Origin of the sequence: Mariniblastus fucicola, from assembly GCF_008087665.1 — a bacterium.
GTDB lineage: Bacteria > Planctomycetota > Planctomycetia > Pirellulales > Pirellulaceae > Mariniblastus > Mariniblastus fucicola.
In genome coordinates this window covers 5013838-5030457 of sequence record NZ_CP042912.1, presented here as the reverse complement: position 1 = coordinate 5030457, position 16620 = coordinate 5013838, and the positions used below count along the sequence as shown (strand labels likewise).

Annotated in this window: 15 protein-coding genes and 5 tRNA genes; 12 read left to right on the top strand and 8 right to left on the bottom strand. The window is 53.5% G+C overall.

Annotation, left to right across the window (positions count from 1 at the left end; genetic code table 11):
- The first annotated feature begins 81 nt into the window (after positions 1-81).
- Complete coding sequence (locus MFFC18_RS18730) at positions 82-1125, top strand: phosphatidylglycerol lysyltransferase domain-containing protein (RefSeq protein ID WP_075082400.1); 1044 nt, start codon at positions 82-84, stop codon at positions 1123-1125.
- A gap of 215 nt (positions 1126-1340) precedes the next feature.
- On the opposite strand, the gene rpsG is transcribed toward MFFC18_RS18730, so the two are convergent.
- Together rpsG and rpsL are read right to left on the bottom strand one after the other, a co-directional pair.
- Complete coding sequence (gene rpsG, locus MFFC18_RS18725) at positions 1341-1811, bottom strand: 30S ribosomal protein S7 (RefSeq protein ID WP_075082401.1); 471 nt, start codon at positions 1809-1811, stop codon at positions 1341-1343.
- 62 nt (positions 1812-1873) lie between these two features.
- Positions 1874-2242: a 30S ribosomal protein S12 gene (gene rpsL / locus MFFC18_RS18720; RefSeq protein ID WP_075082402.1), complete on the bottom strand. Its 369-nt coding sequence runs from the start codon at positions 2240-2242 to the stop codon at positions 1874-1876.
- A gap of 387 nt (positions 2243-2629) precedes the next feature.
- Between rpsL and MFFC18_RS18715 the strand changes: the two genes are divergently transcribed.
- Positions 2630-4876 (top strand): vWA domain-containing protein, encoded by a 2247-nt coding sequence (locus MFFC18_RS18715; protein ID WP_075082403.1) that lies wholly within the window; start codon positions 2630-2632, stop codon positions 4874-4876.
- 8 nt (positions 4877-4884) lie between these two features.
- Here the strand turns inward: MFFC18_RS18715 and MFFC18_RS18710 are convergent, their stop codons facing one another.
- On the bottom strand, positions 4885-5850 hold the full coding sequence (locus MFFC18_RS18710) for an AEC family transporter (protein WP_075082404.1): 966 nt from the start codon (positions 5848-5850) through the stop codon (positions 4885-4887).
- Positions 5851-5903: 53 nt separating this feature from the next.
- Positions 5904-6026, bottom strand: coding sequence for a hypothetical protein (locus MFFC18_RS25670; protein WP_261340511.1), 123 nt, complete (start codon positions 6024-6026; stop codon positions 5904-5906).
- A gap of 240 nt (positions 6027-6266) precedes the next feature.
- On the opposite strand from MFFC18_RS25670, the gene MFFC18_RS18705 reads away from it, so the two are divergent.
- The 7 genes from MFFC18_RS18705 to MFFC18_RS18680 all read left to right on the top strand — a co-directional run bounded on the left by MFFC18_RS18705 (position 6267) and on the right by MFFC18_RS18680 (position 7508).
- Positions 6267-6338: transfer RNA gene (locus tag MFFC18_RS18705), tRNA-Asn, on the top strand.
- Between the two features lie 17 nt (positions 6339-6355).
- Positions 6356-6430: transfer RNA gene (locus MFFC18_RS18700), tRNA-Gln, on the top strand.
- Positions 6431-6512: 82 nt separating this feature from the next.
- Positions 6513-6597, top strand: a tRNA-Ser gene (locus MFFC18_RS18695).
- 81 nt (positions 6598-6678) lie between these two features.
- Positions 6679-6749 (top strand) — tRNA-Trp (locus MFFC18_RS18690).
- Positions 6750-6754: 5 nt separating this feature from the next.
- A tRNA-Ser gene (locus MFFC18_RS18685) sits at positions 6755-6840 on the top strand.
- A gap of 124 nt (positions 6841-6964) precedes the next feature.
- Positions 6965-7129, top strand: a complete 165-nt coding sequence (locus MFFC18_RS25330; RefSeq protein ID WP_162273897.1) for a hypothetical protein — start codon at positions 6965-6967, stop codon at positions 7127-7129.
- Positions 7130-7139: 10 nt separating this feature from the next.
- Positions 7140-7508 carry a hypothetical protein gene (locus MFFC18_RS18680; RefSeq protein WP_075082405.1) on the top strand — a complete coding sequence of 123 codons (369 nt, stop codon included), beginning with the start codon at positions 7140-7142 and terminating at the stop codon, positions 7506-7508.
- 51 nt (positions 7509-7559) lie between these two features.
- On the opposite strand, the gene MFFC18_RS18675 is transcribed toward MFFC18_RS18680, so the two are convergent.
- On the bottom strand, positions 7560-8408 hold the full coding sequence (locus MFFC18_RS18675) for a hypothetical protein (RefSeq protein ID WP_075082406.1): 849 nt from the start codon (positions 8406-8408) through the stop codon (positions 7560-7562).
- Between the two features lie 83 nt (positions 8409-8491).
- Here MFFC18_RS18675 and MFFC18_RS18670 point away from each other — a divergent pair, with 83 nt between their 5' ends.
- Together MFFC18_RS18670 and MFFC18_RS18665 are read left to right on the top strand one after the other, a co-directional pair.
- Positions 8492-8941, top strand: coding sequence for an SRPBCC family protein (locus MFFC18_RS18670; RefSeq protein ID WP_075082407.1), 450 nt, complete (start codon positions 8492-8494; stop codon positions 8939-8941).
- A 28-nt stretch (positions 8942-8969) separates the two neighbouring features.
- Positions 8970-9557, top strand: coding sequence for a glycoside hydrolase family 108 protein (locus MFFC18_RS18665; protein ID WP_075082408.1), 588 nt, complete (start codon positions 8970-8972; stop codon positions 9555-9557).
- Between the two features lie 97 nt (positions 9558-9654).
- Here the strand turns inward: MFFC18_RS18665 and MFFC18_RS18660 are convergent, their stop codons facing one another.
- Positions 9655-11025: an amidohydrolase family protein gene (locus MFFC18_RS18660; RefSeq protein ID WP_075082409.1), complete on the bottom strand. Its 1371-nt coding sequence runs from the start codon at positions 11023-11025 to the stop codon at positions 9655-9657.
- A gap of 79 nt (positions 11026-11104) precedes the next feature.
- Positions 11105-14239 carry an amidohydrolase family protein gene (locus MFFC18_RS18655; RefSeq protein WP_075082410.1) on the bottom strand — a complete coding sequence of 1045 codons (3135 nt, stop codon included), beginning with the start codon at positions 14237-14239 and terminating at the stop codon, positions 11105-11107.
- A 197-nt stretch (positions 14240-14436) separates the two neighbouring features.
- On the opposite strand from MFFC18_RS18655, the gene MFFC18_RS18650 reads away from it, so the two are divergent.
- Positions 14437-15513, top strand: coding sequence for a fatty acid desaturase family protein (locus MFFC18_RS18650; RefSeq protein ID WP_084416797.1), 1077 nt, complete (start codon positions 14437-14439; stop codon positions 15511-15513).
- Between the two features lie 22 nt (positions 15514-15535).
- Here MFFC18_RS18650 and MFFC18_RS18645 read toward each other — a convergent pair whose 3' ends face one another.
- A complete protein-coding gene (locus MFFC18_RS18645; RefSeq protein ID WP_238381165.1) occupies positions 15536-16426 on the bottom strand; it encodes an SHOCT domain-containing protein in 891 nt (296 codons plus the stop codon).
- Positions 16427-16620 lie beyond the last annotated feature (194 nt).

The window sequence follows — 16620 nt, the reverse complement described above, 5'->3', positions numbered from 1 at the left end:
ACTGAATCCGCATCGAGCCATCAATCGAACTCGATGATGATGAACCAGCTTTGACGTGTTGCCCACAGGCCGCCCGAGACGATGAACCATTTTAAGAAATCTGAATCGTCTGCTCCGTCCGGGACCAAGTATCTTGCTTTCGCCGAGGATCAGCTGCCGCTTGAGTTTCGATTGCAGATCGTTCGTCGCTATGGTTCAGAGACGTTGTCGTTTGCCTCTGCGATTCAATCGGGGCTGTGTCATTTCGCCAACCAGAGCGGCTATCTCGCTTTTCAAAAAAAGTACGGGCATACCTTCGTGCTTGGTGATCCCGTCGTGGCACCTCACGAGATGGATTCGATCATTGATGAGTTTCTCAAGCAGCATCGCAATGTAACGTTCTGCCAAATCAGCGAGTCCGTTGCCGGGAAGTTGAACCGTAGAAAGTATTGGGTCAATGAGCTTGGGTTTGATTCCCGGTTGGATCTCGACAGCTACGATTTTGCTGGCAAGGAAAAAGAACGATTTCGCTACGCATCAAACTGGCTCAATCGCCGCGGGTTTGAAATTCGTGAGTTGGAGCTGACCGACGACGTGCAGGGTGAAATCAGGGATCTGAACGAGCAGTGGATCGGTACACGAACGGTTCGGAAGGAGACCGCGTTCCTGAATCGACCGATGGAGTTCATTAACCAACCCGACGTCCGGCGTTTCTTTCTGGTTGATGCCGCCGGGAAGATTCAAGCGTTTGTGTTTTTCGATCCTATGTATCTCAACGACCAAGTGATCGGGTATGTGACGACTTTCAAGCGTCGCCATCCGGACGCACCGTCGGTGGCTGAACAGGGGATTTGCAAGGAAGCCATCGAAACGTTCAAGCGTGAGGGGAAAGCTGTCGTGCGGTTGGGGTTGTCTCCGTTTGCGGGGATTTCAGACGATCGTTTTCGGTACAACTGGTTGTTGAAGTATGTGTTGCGGTATTACTATCGAGCCGGATGGGTGAACCGTTACTTTTTCAATCTGCGCGGCCATGCGGAATTCAAGAAACGGTTTCGTGGTGAGAACGAGAAAGCCTATTTCGCAAGCCCTGGCTGGGTAAACGACGTACGCTTGTTCGCGCTGATCCGACTGTGCAAAATCCTGTGAGCCCGGAACGGTGTTCTCCACCATATGGTGTTTGCGGTAGCTTTGTTGGCGCCTTCTTGAGGCAGACTTGTGCTTGATCCGTAGTGCTTCGTGCCTGTATCGATTCTCAAGCTGTGGTTGGAGTTGGAGCTACGACCATGACGCCCGCGGTGAAGAAGGCGCACAAAAAAAGCCGCGTCGAAAATTCGAAGCGGCTTCTTTGATCTGTTAGCAAACTACCAGGCGAAGTGAGCAAACGCTTTGTTCGCTTCCGCCATGCGGTGAGTGTTTTCGCGGCGAGTCATCGCAACGCCTTCGCGGTTGAAGGCTGCTACGAGTTCATCAGCCAAACGCAAATGAGTTGGTCGGCCTTTCTTTTCGCGGATCGCCATCAGCAACCAGCGGATCGCCAGCGATTGTTGACGCGAACGATTGACTTGCATCGGAACCTGGTAAGAAGCACCACCGACACGCTTCGAGCGAACTTCGATGAAAGGCTTTACGTTTTCAACAGCCTGTGTGAAAACTTCGATTGGTTCCTGATCCGGAACGCGTTTCTTGATCTCGTCCAACGCATCGTAGAAAACCTTCTGGGCGACAGTTTTCTTTCCGTCCCACATCAGGCAGTTGATGAACTTGCTGGCCAAAAGCGAATCGAACTTTGGATCCGGCTTCATCTGCGTGCGGCTTGCTGTGATTCTTCCCATGGTATCGCGCTATATTTCTTTGAATTGGTTCTGCTGTAAGTTTATCGGTGCGAGCCAGACGACTACGCCTTCTTGGCACCGTAGCGACTTCGAGATTGCTTACGTTTGTCGACACCCAGCGTATCCTGAGCACCACGAACGACCTGGTAGCGAACACCCGGAAGGTCACGGACACGTCCGCCGCGAACCAGAACGATGGAGTGTTCCTGAAGGTTGTGACCTTCGCCAGGAATGTAAACCGTGACTTCTTTACCATTCGAAAGGCGCACACGCGTGATCTTCCGCAGAGCCGAGTTCGGCTTCTTTGGTGTCATCGTACGGACCTGAAGGCAAACGCCCTGCTTTTGCGGGCACTTTTCCAGAACCGGAGACTTTGTGAATTTGCGTTTTGCTTTTCGTCGCTTGCGGACAAGCTGATTGATGGTTGGCATCTTAAAGCTGATTTCTGCTAATGAATTGAAGTCAGTAGGGCGTGGTCCGGCGACCTGGCCTGTGCATACCAGAGGCTGATTGCAGTTAAATTTGCGATCAGTCGATGCACCTTCCCCGACAAACACGCATCTGCCGTGCTTCAGAGAATCGCTAAATCTATTGAATTGCACGGGACTGTCAATAGATAACTTCAGGGAATACCCGGGGTTTATCGCCATTTTGGCGGTTGGCGTTGAGCGATTCTGGAACTCTGGCGAGGATTTGGACCGACTCGCGTATAACGTTCGAGGTTCACTGACCATTTGGCCGCTTTCCTCAACGAATTTGAGCATTTTCGGGCTGTAGGGTAAGATTGAGGCGGGCAGGAAAGAAAAGGGGATGTCGGCATGACGCAGTCGGATTCGACGCGAAAAGGAGCGGATGGGAGCAGGCTTCCATCGGTAGTGCCGGCCAAGGTCCAGCAGACTCTGGTCAATAATGAGCAGTTGGCGGTCGCCAGCGAGTTCTTTGCTTCTCTGGACACAGAGCAAATTGTCATGCCCCAGCGGTCCGCTGCCGTGTCGGTGCAGGTCGACGCTCGAACGACTGTTCCACCTGAAGCAGTCGATTCGGCTCCAGAAGAGCCCGCCGAAATCGTGGCGGAACTCGATACCTCGCAGGAGGAGATTTGGGACGAGACCCTTGCTGCGACCCTTGGATCGAAGTTACAGCAGTCACTTCCCGGACCGTCGGTGGCAAAGCCAAAATCACGGGTGTCTGGTCGGCGCAAAAAAGTTCGGATGGCGCGGCGCGTGCGAGAACCTCGCATCCTGATCCGTGAGCGGGCGAGTGAGCCGTTTCGTTTCCGCGAACTGTTTACCCGCAAGGGCCTGAAGAAGAACTCCGGCTTTCTGATCTCGTTGCTGTTGCACACTCTGCTGCTGGTTTTCCTGTCACTGTTGGTTGTGCGAAGTGGTATCGGGGATTCGACGCTGTTCCTTGATGTCGCGGAAGCTCCTGCTGATCCCGGCGAGGACATGCTCGAAGGCTTCGATCTCAATCCGGTCATGTTTGAAAATGACAACGCGATCGAAGACAGTCCGCTCGATGAACTTCTCGAAGACGTGCTTGAGAAAGAAGATTCCACAAAAGACGTATTGAAGCTGGAAGAGCTGCAACGTGAGTCTGCGATCGCTGGCGGCGGAGCCAGCACTCAGGCCCCAAGGGGCGATGGCAAGTCCGCGTCATTCTTTGGGACCAAGGCTTCGGGCAGACGGTTTGTATTCGTGGTCGATCGCTCGGGCAGCATGGAATACGGAACGAGAAATTTCATCAGCCAGGAACTGTTCAATCGATATGACGTTGCGAAGTCCGAACTCTACAACGCGATCGACAGTCTGCATCCACACCAGGAATTTTTCGTGTTGATGTTTGCCGATTCTACGATCCCGATGTTCCACCAACGCAGCATCGAAAACACCGGCGAAGGGGATTTCAAGATGATTCCGGCGACGACCAGAAACAAGGCCCGGATCCAGGAGTGGCTGGAAGACGTGTCGATCGGTCCCGGAACGGATCCAAGATTGGCGCTCGAAATCGCAATCGAGATGCAACCCGACGCGATTTTCATGCTTAGCGATGGCGCCTTCATTAGTGAACGGAACGACGGTCGGGCGAAGACTCAGGATATCGTCAATCAGCATGTCAGCGATGGCTCCATTGTTCCAATCAATACGATCTCGCTGGTCGTCGAGGAGACGATTCCGGCGATGGAGCGAATTGCCGATCGATCTGGCGGCCTTTTTCGATTCACGACGATCAGGGACTATGTGAAAAAGATTGCCGGGCTGCGCGGGCCGATGCGTGCGCGGGCACTGGAGCAGTTGATTGCGTCAGCGAGCGGCAGTTGGGAGGATCGGCGGGAGGTCATTACCGAGAAACTGTTGCCGATCCTGAATGAGTCTTCGGCGATCGAGCGGGCAAGCGCCGAAGCGTTGCTTCATCGAGCGACGATGGGGCTGTTCCAGCGACATGTCGATTCCATTTTTCGCCACGGTGGAAATTCTGTGGCGCAGTGGAATGATATCGTTCGCGAACTCGACGGCTACTACCGGACTCAACAGCTCAGCGCCCTCGGTCAGGGACGGGATCTGGAACAAAGAATTCTGCTTGCGATGTTGGAACTTGACGACGATTCCTATCTGCAGATGTTCGACAGCCTCGACATGGATCTGGTCAGCAGCCTGACGATGGTAGAAATGGTTCGCGGGATTCAACGCGGACATTCCGAATTCGGTTCGTCGCCCGCATCGATCGGGTGGTTGCGAGAATTGATCGCTCGGCTCGGTGGCAAGAAACCGAAGTCCCGCGAAACGTTGGCTCGCATCGACTGGAGTCCCGCACAGGCCACGGTGGCGATTGATCGGTTGTTTGAGAATCGTCGAAAGCGTGCCAAGGAGCTTTATCGAAAGTACAAAGATCCGGAAAAGGGCCTCGACATTCGTGAGCGTGTTGGCAAGTCGCTCGTCAAAAAGTATCCGGAATCAAAAGAGGCCGGCCGGGTTCGAGTTGAGCTGCAACGCGAGCAAGCCGTCGATGCTCCCGTTGGAATCAACGGTGAAGGCGATGAACCTGACGATCCGTTTTTGCAATAGCGTTCGCCTCAAGAAGCCTGGCCGAGGGTGATCTCAAACCACTGCATGGCCAGCCCCAGAATCAGTGGCATCATCACGATGCTGGCCAGCGTCGTCGCAACACAAACTTCCACCGCGATCGCGGGCTTTCCGCCAAAGTGCTTGGCCAGGACGATAGGGAAGATCGCGGCAGGCATCGCGGCTTCGACGATCAAAACATTTCTCAGCTCTGGCGAAAACGTCATCAGTCCGGCAACGACGAGGATGATTGCCGGCATGATCAGAAAGCGGACCGACAGCGATCCAACAATTACTTTCGGATTCAATTTCCATTTCTCGCGTTGGACAACTCCCGCCAGGGTTGCTCCCGCCAAAATCAAACCCATCGGAATCGAACATAGCCCCAAGTCCGCAATCGTCTTGATGGCAAAATCGGGGATCAGTTTGTACAGCCCGCTAAAATTCAGCAGCAACCCAACGACGATCGCAATCGTTGGACCGTTGATCAGTCGTCGCCACGCGTTCTGCATCGTGCCGCTGAGCAATACGATGGCAATCGTCCACATCGCGAGTTCCAGGCCGAGGTTGTGGACGAAGAGGACTCCAAGTGTTTCCGTGGCCCCGTCCTGAAACAATGCGTAGATCAGCGGGATCGGAATGAAGCCGTAGTTTTGAATCGCTGTCGAAACGCAAAACGTGTTTACGCCCTCGGGATCAATCTTCATCGAATGCCCGATGCTCTTGGCGAGAATCAGTCCAACGACGGTCAGGAAAAAACCGGCTGCGATGGCGGCAACGACGACGTCGATTTGCTGTAACGCTGCGTTGCCTGGGACTTGGGACAGAATGAAGCACGGATAGAGCACATTGACGATCAATCGCATGATGCTCTTTTCAGATTCGTCGTCGACGACCGAAAAGATCCGTGTGCAATAGCCAATCCCAACGGTCAGGAAAACTGGAATTGCTGCGAAAAGGATGTTGGAAAAGTACATGCTGCAGCAAAGCAATAGGGCGGCGAATCTGGGTGCGTTTCTGAGAACTAAACCTACCCGACGGTGACGGCCTCGTCAGTACGGATGAGAAAAAAGTTGTCTTCGCTGTGAACCTGTCGGGTGCTTTCGCGTCTAACTGGCAACTCAATCAACAGCACTTTGGTATTAAGGCTCAATCGTGGACCTTCTCAATTCAGGCAATCAGGTTAATTCATCCAGTCGCGCTGCGAACGCGTTCGGCAATGTGGACTCATGGAGTCAGTGGTCGAATTTCCAGCGACTGGATCGCCTGCTTGCTTGTACCAATTGAGAATCCGTGATTCATCAAGGTCCGAAGCTTGCGAGCATCGGGCCTTTTTTGTGGGCTTCGGCGAGCACCTCCAGCCAAACGATTGCAAAACTCATACAGAAAACATTGCCATGTAGCTCAACGGTAGAGCGGCTCCCTGTTAAGGAGATGGTTGGAGGTTCAAATCCTCCCGTGGCAGCTTGGAAAATAAAAAAATGCGGGGTGGTTGCTGTTGGTAGCAACACCTGACTCTGAATCAGGAGGCCGTCGGTTCGATTCCGACCCCCGCATCTTTGATATGTCGGACGAGCGAGCATGAGAACGGGAATCAATTGGTGTCCAAGTCTCAGTGCTCCAAGATCCGCGTTCGAACGGAAGCCATCCGGCTGGATGAGGACCCTGTCTTGAAAACAGGTGGCTGCGAAAGCGGCTTGTGAGTTCGAGTCTCACGGCTTCCGCTGATAGAAACGAAGATGCTCAATCGCGAAATCCCAAACACTGGCGCACCGCTTGTTGAACCTTCTTCTTTCTTTTTCTCTACGTCCTTGGTGTAACGGCAGCATCACTGATTCCAAACCAGTTGGTCGGGGTTCGAATCCCTGGGGGCGTGCTTACGGAAAGTAGCCGAATACGGTTCGTCGGGCCAGTTTGCTAAACTGTGCGGTCGCAAGGCCATGTGGGTTCAAATCCCATGCTTTCCGCTTCCGGGAACGCCATCCGTGCGCTGGCAACACCTCCGTCAGATCGTTGGACTCCAGCCGTTACGGCACTAATGTCAGGCAACGCTACGGGACTGACAAGCCAAAACTGACGACGAGGCCGGAATTGAAAATCCCGAAAAAAGCAGGGCGGAAACCGGTGGCATTGACTGTTTTTTCGCTTCGGCACGCAATTCGCAACACGGGATTCAATCAAGGCATTTACCTGACAGAAGAGCATCGTGGACGCACTGGCGTTCATGATTCGCCTGTCGTTTCAGAATTCATTTAGGCATTACGCAATGAATCATCTTGTTAAACGCTTTCTCGTTTTGGCACTTCCGCTCTTGATCGTCGGCTCGAATTCGGACGACGGATATGGCATCCAGATTGAAAACAATTCCGGGATTGAACTGGGTGACTTTTCTGTCACTGACAGCGAAACGGAATTCACTTTTGGAGCCATCTCTGACGGAACACAAACCGGGCTGGGAAACGCTGACCTTCAGTTTGGCAGTCAGTCTCCGCGGAAACTGGAAGTCGCGTTCACGCCGCGGAACGGAACGGACATCATCAAGAGTACCGTAGAGATTCCGATTCTCGATAAAGGCGAGTCGATCAAGCTGTCGATCAATTCGTATCTTGATTTGATTGACCGAGTGAGATCGTAGGAGTCGCCAGGCAGTTTTGTGGCTGTCGCCTTTCGGTGGCGCCCGGCGAAACTATTTTTCCAAACCGAACTTTGACACAACCACCTGGCGTTTGGCGCGATCGACCCCCCAGAGCAGATCTGCATCGAACGCGATGCCCTGCCCCGTGATCGGTGCGCCAATCGTTTCGGTCAGAACCAGAACGGAGCCAGCTTTCGGGAACTCGAGTTGGTAGACTTCGCCGAAATCATGCCCGGTGCAATAGAGTTTTCCGTCGGCTGCAAAACCTCCTCCTGAGCAACTGTGTGGATCGAAGCGATCGAGCACGGATTTCGGAAACACCCATCCGTGGGTCCGTCGCCAGCGTTCGTCGAACCGTACCAGTTGGGTCGAGCGATGAGATTTGGCCAGCGGATCGTCGTTGACTTTCTTGGAGTAGTTGGCGAACACTGCGTACCAGCCACCCTTGATCGGTTCGATCCACGTCAATGATCCTTCGGCGCAGATTCCGAGGCTATGCGAATCGATGTGAGTCATCGTTTCGGTATCCCAGACTTCGATCGAACTGGCTTCCGGCCACTGTGGAAAGTTCGAGTTCGCACAGTAAAGCTTGCCGTCGCGGACGATCCCGGAGTTCAGGTGTCGCAGCGGCCTTTCGGAATCCGATTTCCAAACCGCGACTTTTTCGCCCGTCTCCCGGTCGTATTTCGCGATAATTGAATTGGCAATCGCGTAAAAATGCTGATCGTCGACGGCCACGGCCTGCCCTGCTTCGGGAGCATCGAAGCGACGCGTTGCTGCGATCGTACGATCGTATTCAATCGCCTTTTCCTGCGGCGTCGCGGGTACAAGCGAGCTCCAGGCGATGGTGGTGGAGGCAAGTACGAAGATTGCGGACAGAGTCTTTGCGCTGACGAACATTGGAGCACCGTGAAACGTGGGGAGAATGGAACGGGTACAATGTTGAGCGTCGACTCCGCAACCGTCAACTCAATTTGATATCGATGGCTCAAACTTCAATTTCAATTCACATTCAGGCTTCGACCGAGAAGGTGTTTGCTGCCGTCGCTGAAATCGATTCGTTTCCCCAACGCGCCGAAGCGATCCAGAAAGTCGAGTTTCTGACAAAACAACACAGCGGCGTCGGCACACGGTTTCGAGAAACACGATTGCTCAACGGTCGCGAGAGCAAGACGGAACTTGAGGTCACGGAGTACGAACCCGATCTTCCGGAGCGACGGATTCGTATGGTTTCCGATCAGGGTGGCACTATTTGGGACACCGTTTTTGTGGTTACGGATTCCGGTTCTGGATCGACGCTCAACTTGAAGATGGATGCTCGGCCGTACAAACTGGTGGCCAGAATTATGACGCCGTTGATCAGTGGGATGATCAAAAAGTTTATCCAGAAAGACATGGATGACCTGAAAACATGGTGCGAGGCTGGCCACTAACCGTTCATGGAAATTGCGAAAGTTACTTATGGCAGATTTTGAAATTGCGTACGGAGAAACCGAGATTCGTGAAGGAGGATACGTGCACGATCCGGTCGACAAAGGCGGCGAGACTCATCGTGGTGTCGCGCGAAAGTTCAACGGCGATTGGGCGGGCTGGCCGATTATCGATCAGATCAAGAAGGATCATCCGGTGGACTTCAAGCAACGTATCAACGACAGCGAAGAATTGGCCGAGTTGGCAAAAGAGCTGTTTCGCGAACGCTATTGGAATCCCATCCGCGGCGACGAGATTCCGGATCAGCACGTCGCAAACAAGGTCTTCGATACGGGCGTCAATCAGGGCGTCGCCCGATCGGTGAAGTATCTTCAGGAAGGGCTGAATTTACTCAACCGGGACCAGAAAAATTACGCGGATATTCAGGTCGATGGGAAGCTGGGAGATGCGACTTTGGCGACGCTAAAAAAGTTTTTGAGACTGGAAGACGATCAGCCGGACTACCTGTTGAAAGTGATGAATCTGTTGCAAGCCAGTTTCTACGTCGACATCATGCGGCGCGATACGACTCAGCAGCGTTTCGCTCGCGGCTGGCTCAATCGAGTGGATTTGCAGTAGGCTGGAAGCAGTTCGTCAGCCTGTTTGAGCAGAGCGTCTGTCCCGGCGTGACATCAAACAGTTCGGTCGAAGTTCATTACTGTCCTGGCCATGTCGGCTACTTGGCTCGACGGTACTTCTCCTGGTATTTCTCGTATAGTCGTGTTTGGTGGTTGGACAAATCGATTTCTCGCCCCGCGATCCACGCACGATCAATCGTCGACACTGCCTCCAGGGGATCTCCGTTGACGACGATCAACGTGGCGTCCTTTCCGGGTTCCAGCGAACCAAGCCGATCGTCAATCCCAAGAATTTCCGCCGCAGAAAGCGTAATCGAACGCAGGGCTTCGTTGCGATCGAGTCCGTATGCCTGAGCGGTTGCTGCCTGGAATGGCAGCACCCGCGTGTTCCAGGTTTCACTACGATCGGTCGATGAAATACAGAACTTCACGCCAGCTGCTTTTAACCGCGCGGGAAGCGTAAACGCATCGTCGTGCCGGTCGTCACGGCGAATCGGCATTCGGTGTGTCGCCGACACGATGACGGGAACGTTGTGTGATTTTAAAAGCTCGGCACATTCCACTGCATCGTATCCGCCCAGAATGATCAGCTTCAGCTTCTCCCGGGTGGCGAAAGAAACCGCGGCCCTGATTTCAGCCGCTCGGTCTGCTCGAACCATCATCGGGACCCTGCCGTTGACCACATTGACCATCGCTTCAAGCCGGCTGTCGAAAGCAGGTTGGTCGTTGTCCAAGCCGCGGCCCTTTGCGTAGGCTTTGGCCAATTCGAAAAACTTGACCAGCTCCTCCTGGTGTTCGACCAACTCTTCCTGTTCTTCCTTGAGCTTTTCTTTCTTCAATCTCGCCACCAGTCCTGGCGGAAGGCTCTGCATCGGCCAATTGACCTGTAGCGCGGCAACTTTTTTGATCGCCATGTCCTCATAAGTCCAGCCTTCAAGTTGCACAATCGATGAGCGACCAGAAATGATGCCGCCACTGGGAGCCGAAAGTGCAACGAGAACGCCTCCGGAACGCGTTACCGGCAGGACAAGGTTCTCCATGTTGATGGAAACGAGAGCCTGGACGTTCGGATTGATTTCGCCGCGTTCGCGATGGTCGTTGGTCGCACGAACGGCGGCTATCTCAGTCAAACCAAGCTGTGAATGAGACTCGATGAAACCGGGGTAAATCGATTTGCCTTCGAGTGAGATCGTTTCGGCGCCTTCCGGGATCTCGACGTCCGTTCCGATGGCTTTGATTTTGCCATCTTCGATCAGAATCGTGCCTGCCTCAATCGGTTCGCTGCTGACCGGAAAGATCGTTGCATCGGTGAGTGCGACGGGCCCAACCGGAGCCTTGGCTGGCAGTTGTGCGAGCAAAGAATTGCAGAGTACGGCCATCGCGAACAGCGTCGTCGAAACCGTCGAGGCAAATTGAACCAGGCGTCTTCGGTCAATGCGTGTCTGAAATCTGTTGTTGAATTTGATCATGGGAATAATGTCGAAAGTTTCGCAAGTTGTTCGATGTGATGATGCTCTGGCGGATGATTGCCGTCGCTATTAATGAGGACTATTCATGATCATCATGATCGTGTCCCTCGTGATGTTGGTGGCCGCAAAAGGCGTCATGTCGTGGCCAAAGTTTCGCCGGATCAGTCGACTCCGCATCTTCGTTCTCCATTTCCTCACCGGATCGAAGCACTTTCTGAACAAGCTGTTGTTTCAGTTTGGCGAACGATTCGTGACGCTGTTGGTCTTCATCGCGGTCGTAGTACTTTTTACCGTCGATCCACGTTTGTTGAGCGACGGCGAGATTGGAAAGCGGATGAGCGTTCCAAAGGACCAGATCAGCATCTTTCCCGACTTCGATGGAACCAACCCGGTTCTCAATTCGAAGCTGTTTCGCAGGATTGATCGTCACGAATTTGAGAGCTTCTTCGAAACTTAGCCCGCCAAAACGTACGGCCTTGGCGGCTTCCTGATTCAAACGCCGCCCCAGTTCGCGGTCGTCCGAATTGAAGCTCATCACGATTCCCTGCTGATGCATCAACGCGCCGGCATGCGGAATCGCGTCTTTGACCTCGTACTTATAGGCCCACCAATCTGCGAATGCGCTGGCCATAGCACCGTGCTTTTTCATTTCGTCGGCGACCTTGTAGCCTTCAAGAATATGCTGGAACGTTCCAATCTGAATCTGGTGGTCGTCCAGCAAACGAATCAGCGCCAAAATTTCGTCCTGTCGATAGCTGTGGCAATGAATCCAACGTGTACCCTCGACGATTTCAGCGATCGCTTCGAGCTCCAGATTGATCCGCGGAGGAATTCCTTTGCCTGTGGTTTTGAACTCCTGCTGTTTCGCACGGTAAGTCTTGGCTTCCTCGAACGCGTTGTCGAAAATTTGCTCGACGCCCATTCGCGTTTGCGGATAGCGATTCGTCGGATTGTCCCAGTTCGATTGCTTGACGTTTTCACCCAGAGCAAACTTGACGCCTTCGGGAGCACCCTTGAATTTCATTTCTTCGTCCAGTGCGCCCCAACGAAGTTTGATCACCTGATTTTGGCCGCCGATCGGGTTGGCGGATCCGTGCAGAATGTTTGCGGTCGTCACGCCGCCAGCCAGTTGGCGATAAATCGTCATGTCGTCACAGTCGATCATGTCACCGATGCGAACTTCAGCGGTGATGGCCTGCCCGCTTTCGTTGACGCCGCTGTCGGTTGCCATGTGCGAGTGGCAGTCGATGATTCCCGGCGTCAGATGCATGCCGGTTCCGTCAATAATCGTGTCGGCAGTTGGCAGTGCGACGCCTTTCTGGAAAACCGATTGGATTCTCCCATCGGAGACCAAAACCGCGGCGTTCTCGAGGACTCCATCGGCCGCGCAAGTCCACAACGTTACGTCTTTGATCAACACACTATCCGGCTCAGTCACCGGCGCGTCGACACCGGCATAGCCAAACGGGAAGTTGACTTTTGAGATCGCAGCGATGTCTTTCAAGCCGTCTTTGGACGCGTCTTTGTCTTCGTCATCTTTATCTTCCTCGTCGTCATCTTTCTCGTCGTCATCTTTCTCGTCGTCATCTTTCTCGTCGTCATCTTTCTTCAATGGTCCGGCTTCCGATTTCGCCATCTTGATCGCGATGGATTCGCCGTCGGGCAACACAATGTCACCGACGCCACTGTCTTCGCCGATCAAAGTAACTGACAGTTGCACCCAGCCTTCGACGCCGAAATCTTTGCCATTGAAAGAACCGCCGATCGAAGATTCCGATTGAAAAGAGTGCTTCAGCTTCTTGCCGGTATCCGCATCTTTGAAGATCTCGATCTTCTGGCCGTCAATCTGAATCCTGGCCGCAGCAAAGGCTTCGGCATCCGTGCTCACATCCCACACCACCGCATCGGACTTTGGATCTTCTGTTTCAAATTGTTTCCCGGCGACCCAAGTTTGCACGACCTGAGCGTCCTCTTCAAACAGCGGTTTGTCAGTGACGACCAGGTTGGCCAGAAATCCAGATTCGACTTTGCCGAGCTTGTCAGCCAAAAATAACTTTGCCGGCGTGATGGTCATCGCCGCGAGAGCATCGGATTTTGATAGTCCGTGTTTGACTGCCAGACGAACTTTGTCCAGGAAGTTGTCGTCTTCTTTGAGCCCGTGAGAGGTCAGGCAAAACGAGACGTCAGCTTTCGCGAGAGCCGACGGGTTTTTCGGAGCGTGCTCCCAGTGCATCAGTGACTCAAGTGTTACGTTGGCGGCATTCTCCGGAGTCCCAACTTCGGGTGGCTTGGGGAAGTTGACTGGCAAAATGATTGGACGCTGCGTTTTTGCGATCGCACCAATACGACGGTACTCGTATCCATTGCCGAGCAAAATTGCGTTCTTCAAACCAAACTCGCGGGCGAATCGATCGGCTCGGAGGCTGAACAGTTCGTTCGACGTTTCGAAAATGGCGGGCCGATCGTATTGGACTTGCAACATCAAGCTCTGCAACGCGTCATTGGATTCCGTCTGGCCTGCTCGCGAATTGGAGGCTTCGCGATACCACTTCGCGTCATACATGGCCTGCCGAGCCAACGCGACGGCACCCATCGGCGAGTTTGGATACGAATCGCGACCGCGAGAAACGGTGAGTTGAAAATGGTGAGCGAAGCTCGGATTGATGACGGCCTCTTCCTGATTCGCTTCCTCGTCAAGCATCAGGATCAAAGCACTTTGGCCTTTGATCACGCCGTCACTGGGAGCACACAAAATTGTGCTGAAGCCAGCCTTGCGTTTGTCTTCCGTTTTGAGATCTTTCAGCTTGAACGATTCGGCTACAACGACTTGCGGCCGCACCTGATCGTTCCAATAACCCGTCCCGCGGTCTGCCTCAAAGGGGACTTCGATTTCATGAAAGGCGTCGATCAGTCCGGCATAGATATGCAGGCCCGTTGCGTCGACCGTTTTCGCGCTGGCCGGGATGGTCAGGCCTGCTCCAATGGCTTCGATCGATTCATTGCGAATCAGAATCGATTCCACCGAAGGTTCATCGCCCGGGAATCGAGTCACCATCGCGCCGGTGATCGCGACCAATTGCGGATCGTTCTTGTAAAGTCCTTCGACCTGTCGCGAATTTCTGACCTTGGGAAGATCTACGCTTTGCGCGAATAAAACCGAACTCATCGCAAGTAAAAAAATTAGCGTGTTCGCAGTACTCTTGAAGACAGGCATCTATTTTCCCATTCGAATCCAGTGTTTGGCAGTCGCGATATTATGGGCGGAAATTTTTCCCGGGAATTGATTGCCTTTCAAAAATGCTCAATAAAAATGGAAGAAAATGCCGTTAACTGAGTAATGAAATGACAGTTCGCGGCATCCATACTTCGGAGAAACTTTGAAGCAGGGATGGTGATTCAGGAAGAGATGTCATGAATCATTCGACAGGATATATTATGGCCGCCCGTCGTGAGGCGGCTTCAACAGAAATAAAAAGACAGCGCGAGTTCTATCAGGCAGCCCGCGAAATTTGCAGCGACCTGTTCTCGGTTCGCCCGTCGGTCTATTGGGTCGACTTTCTGGCGTCCGTGGTCACTGCCTATGTGCTGGTCAGCGTCTATCTTGCGATGCCGCTCTCGTCGCCGATCGCCTGGTTCTGTTTCGCAGTTGGCGGCGTTTTGATCTATCGATCGTCGATGTTCATTCACGAAATCGTGCATCTCCCGTCGAACGAGATGAAGTTCTTTCGTCGCTTCTGGAATTTCTTTGCGGGCGTGCCGTTGATGGTGCCGTCGTTTACTTACGAAAGCCACTTGCACCACCACAGCAGTCGGCACTATGGTACCGAGAACGATGGCGAGTACCTTCCGTTGGCAAGCGGAACGATCTTGGGCGTCGTTGCGTTTCTGGCTCAGGTCTTTTTCCAGCCGATCCTGGTCGTGTTCCGCTATGCGATTTGGACGCCGATTTCTTTCTGCCACGCCGGATTAAGAAAGTGGACTTTGCAGCACGCCACTTCGCTGGTGATCAACTTCCAATACGAGAATCACAAGCGGCCCGAAAAACAAACGGTCGAGGACACGTTTTGGGAACTGCTGACAGCGTTTCGCGTTTGGGTCATGTTCGGGTTGGTCCTGGTCGGCACGATGCCCGTCGAGCGCTTGCCAAAGATTTATGCCCTGGCGGTTTTCATCCTGATCGTGAACCATGTCAGAACACTGGCCGCCCATCGCTACACCAGCGATGGCTCAACGATTTCGCACCTCGACCAATTTTTGGATTCGACCAACATCACCGGAAATTGGCTGACCGAACTGATGTGCCCGCTGGGGTTGAGGTACCACGCTCTGCACCATTTGTTCCCGAAGATTCCGTACTACAACCTCGGCGTAGCGCATCGAAGGCTCGTTGAGCGGCTGCCGGCTGATTCGTTGTATCACGATACCGTTTACCCGAACGCTCGTGCGGCGATTGGTGAGCTGATGGAATCGGTTCGGTCGTCGAAGTAGATCGATTCGGAGGCAGTTGAAGCTACAGTCGCTTCAACAGCTCTGACTTTTTCGAATTGAATTCTTCTTGTGTGATATAGCCCTTTTCCTTGAGGCCGCCAAGCCGATCGAGGGTTTCAATGATGTCTTCCTGATTGCCGGAGGACGAAGTCATGGTCCCGGTTGTCGAAACAGCATCGTTCGGCGAGACCGATTCGGCAGTCTGAGGGTTTGGCTCGGAAGCGAAAACAAGCGACTGCGAATCAGGTTCCGGCGCGGACGGAGTCGGTGCAGGCTGTGCAACGCCGTCGCGTGAAACGACCGGCAAAGTTGACAGGCTGACGACTCCAAACTGGCTGGTGAAAGTTATGGATCCGCCAACGCCCTGTTGCTGAGAGAATCCACCGATCTGATGGTTCAACGTGTCGTAAACCCACGGGACTCCACCAGTGGAAACCGCGAGTCGGCAACTGTTCGGAAAATAGGCGTAGCGAACATTGTTTTGTGATCCCGTTGCCGCGGGCGAGCCCAGATTTTGTGGCCACCAATTTTGCGTCGGGTCGGGAACAAACAGGCTGTTGGCTGATCCCATCGCACCAGCCGCCTGCGTCTGTGCCGATGATCCGTTTTGACTTTGTGACTGGAACGATCCGCTGAACGGAACCGATTGGTTTGCCGCCAGCTCGTTGGCGACATCGTTGCAAATGCTTTCGACGCGATACTTCAAATGGTTGTTGAACAGATCGCTGACCATTGTCATGCCGCCCTGCATCCATTGACCGCCGCCGCCAAATTCCGGATGGTTGAATTGTGCCATGCTTCCGTTTCCGTTGTAGACGGCGATCAACATGTGCGTCGCAGCATCTGTGGAAATACCATGACGCTGGGCAAGCGATTGAACGAGCTGATTTCCAGCGGCTGACAGGTTTGGCACGATATTGACTCGATGTAGAAGAGGGGCGAACTGAGCGGGTCGCTATTCTTGCCGTGATGCACTCGCTATGGAAGCAGAATCTCGCGCATCGGTGAAGGAAACCAATAATCAGCCAGTCAATTTTCCAGCGGTCGCCAATGGCTTTTAGGCGTCCCGTAACGGTGCCTCAATGTCGCTGGCTAACGAACGAAACG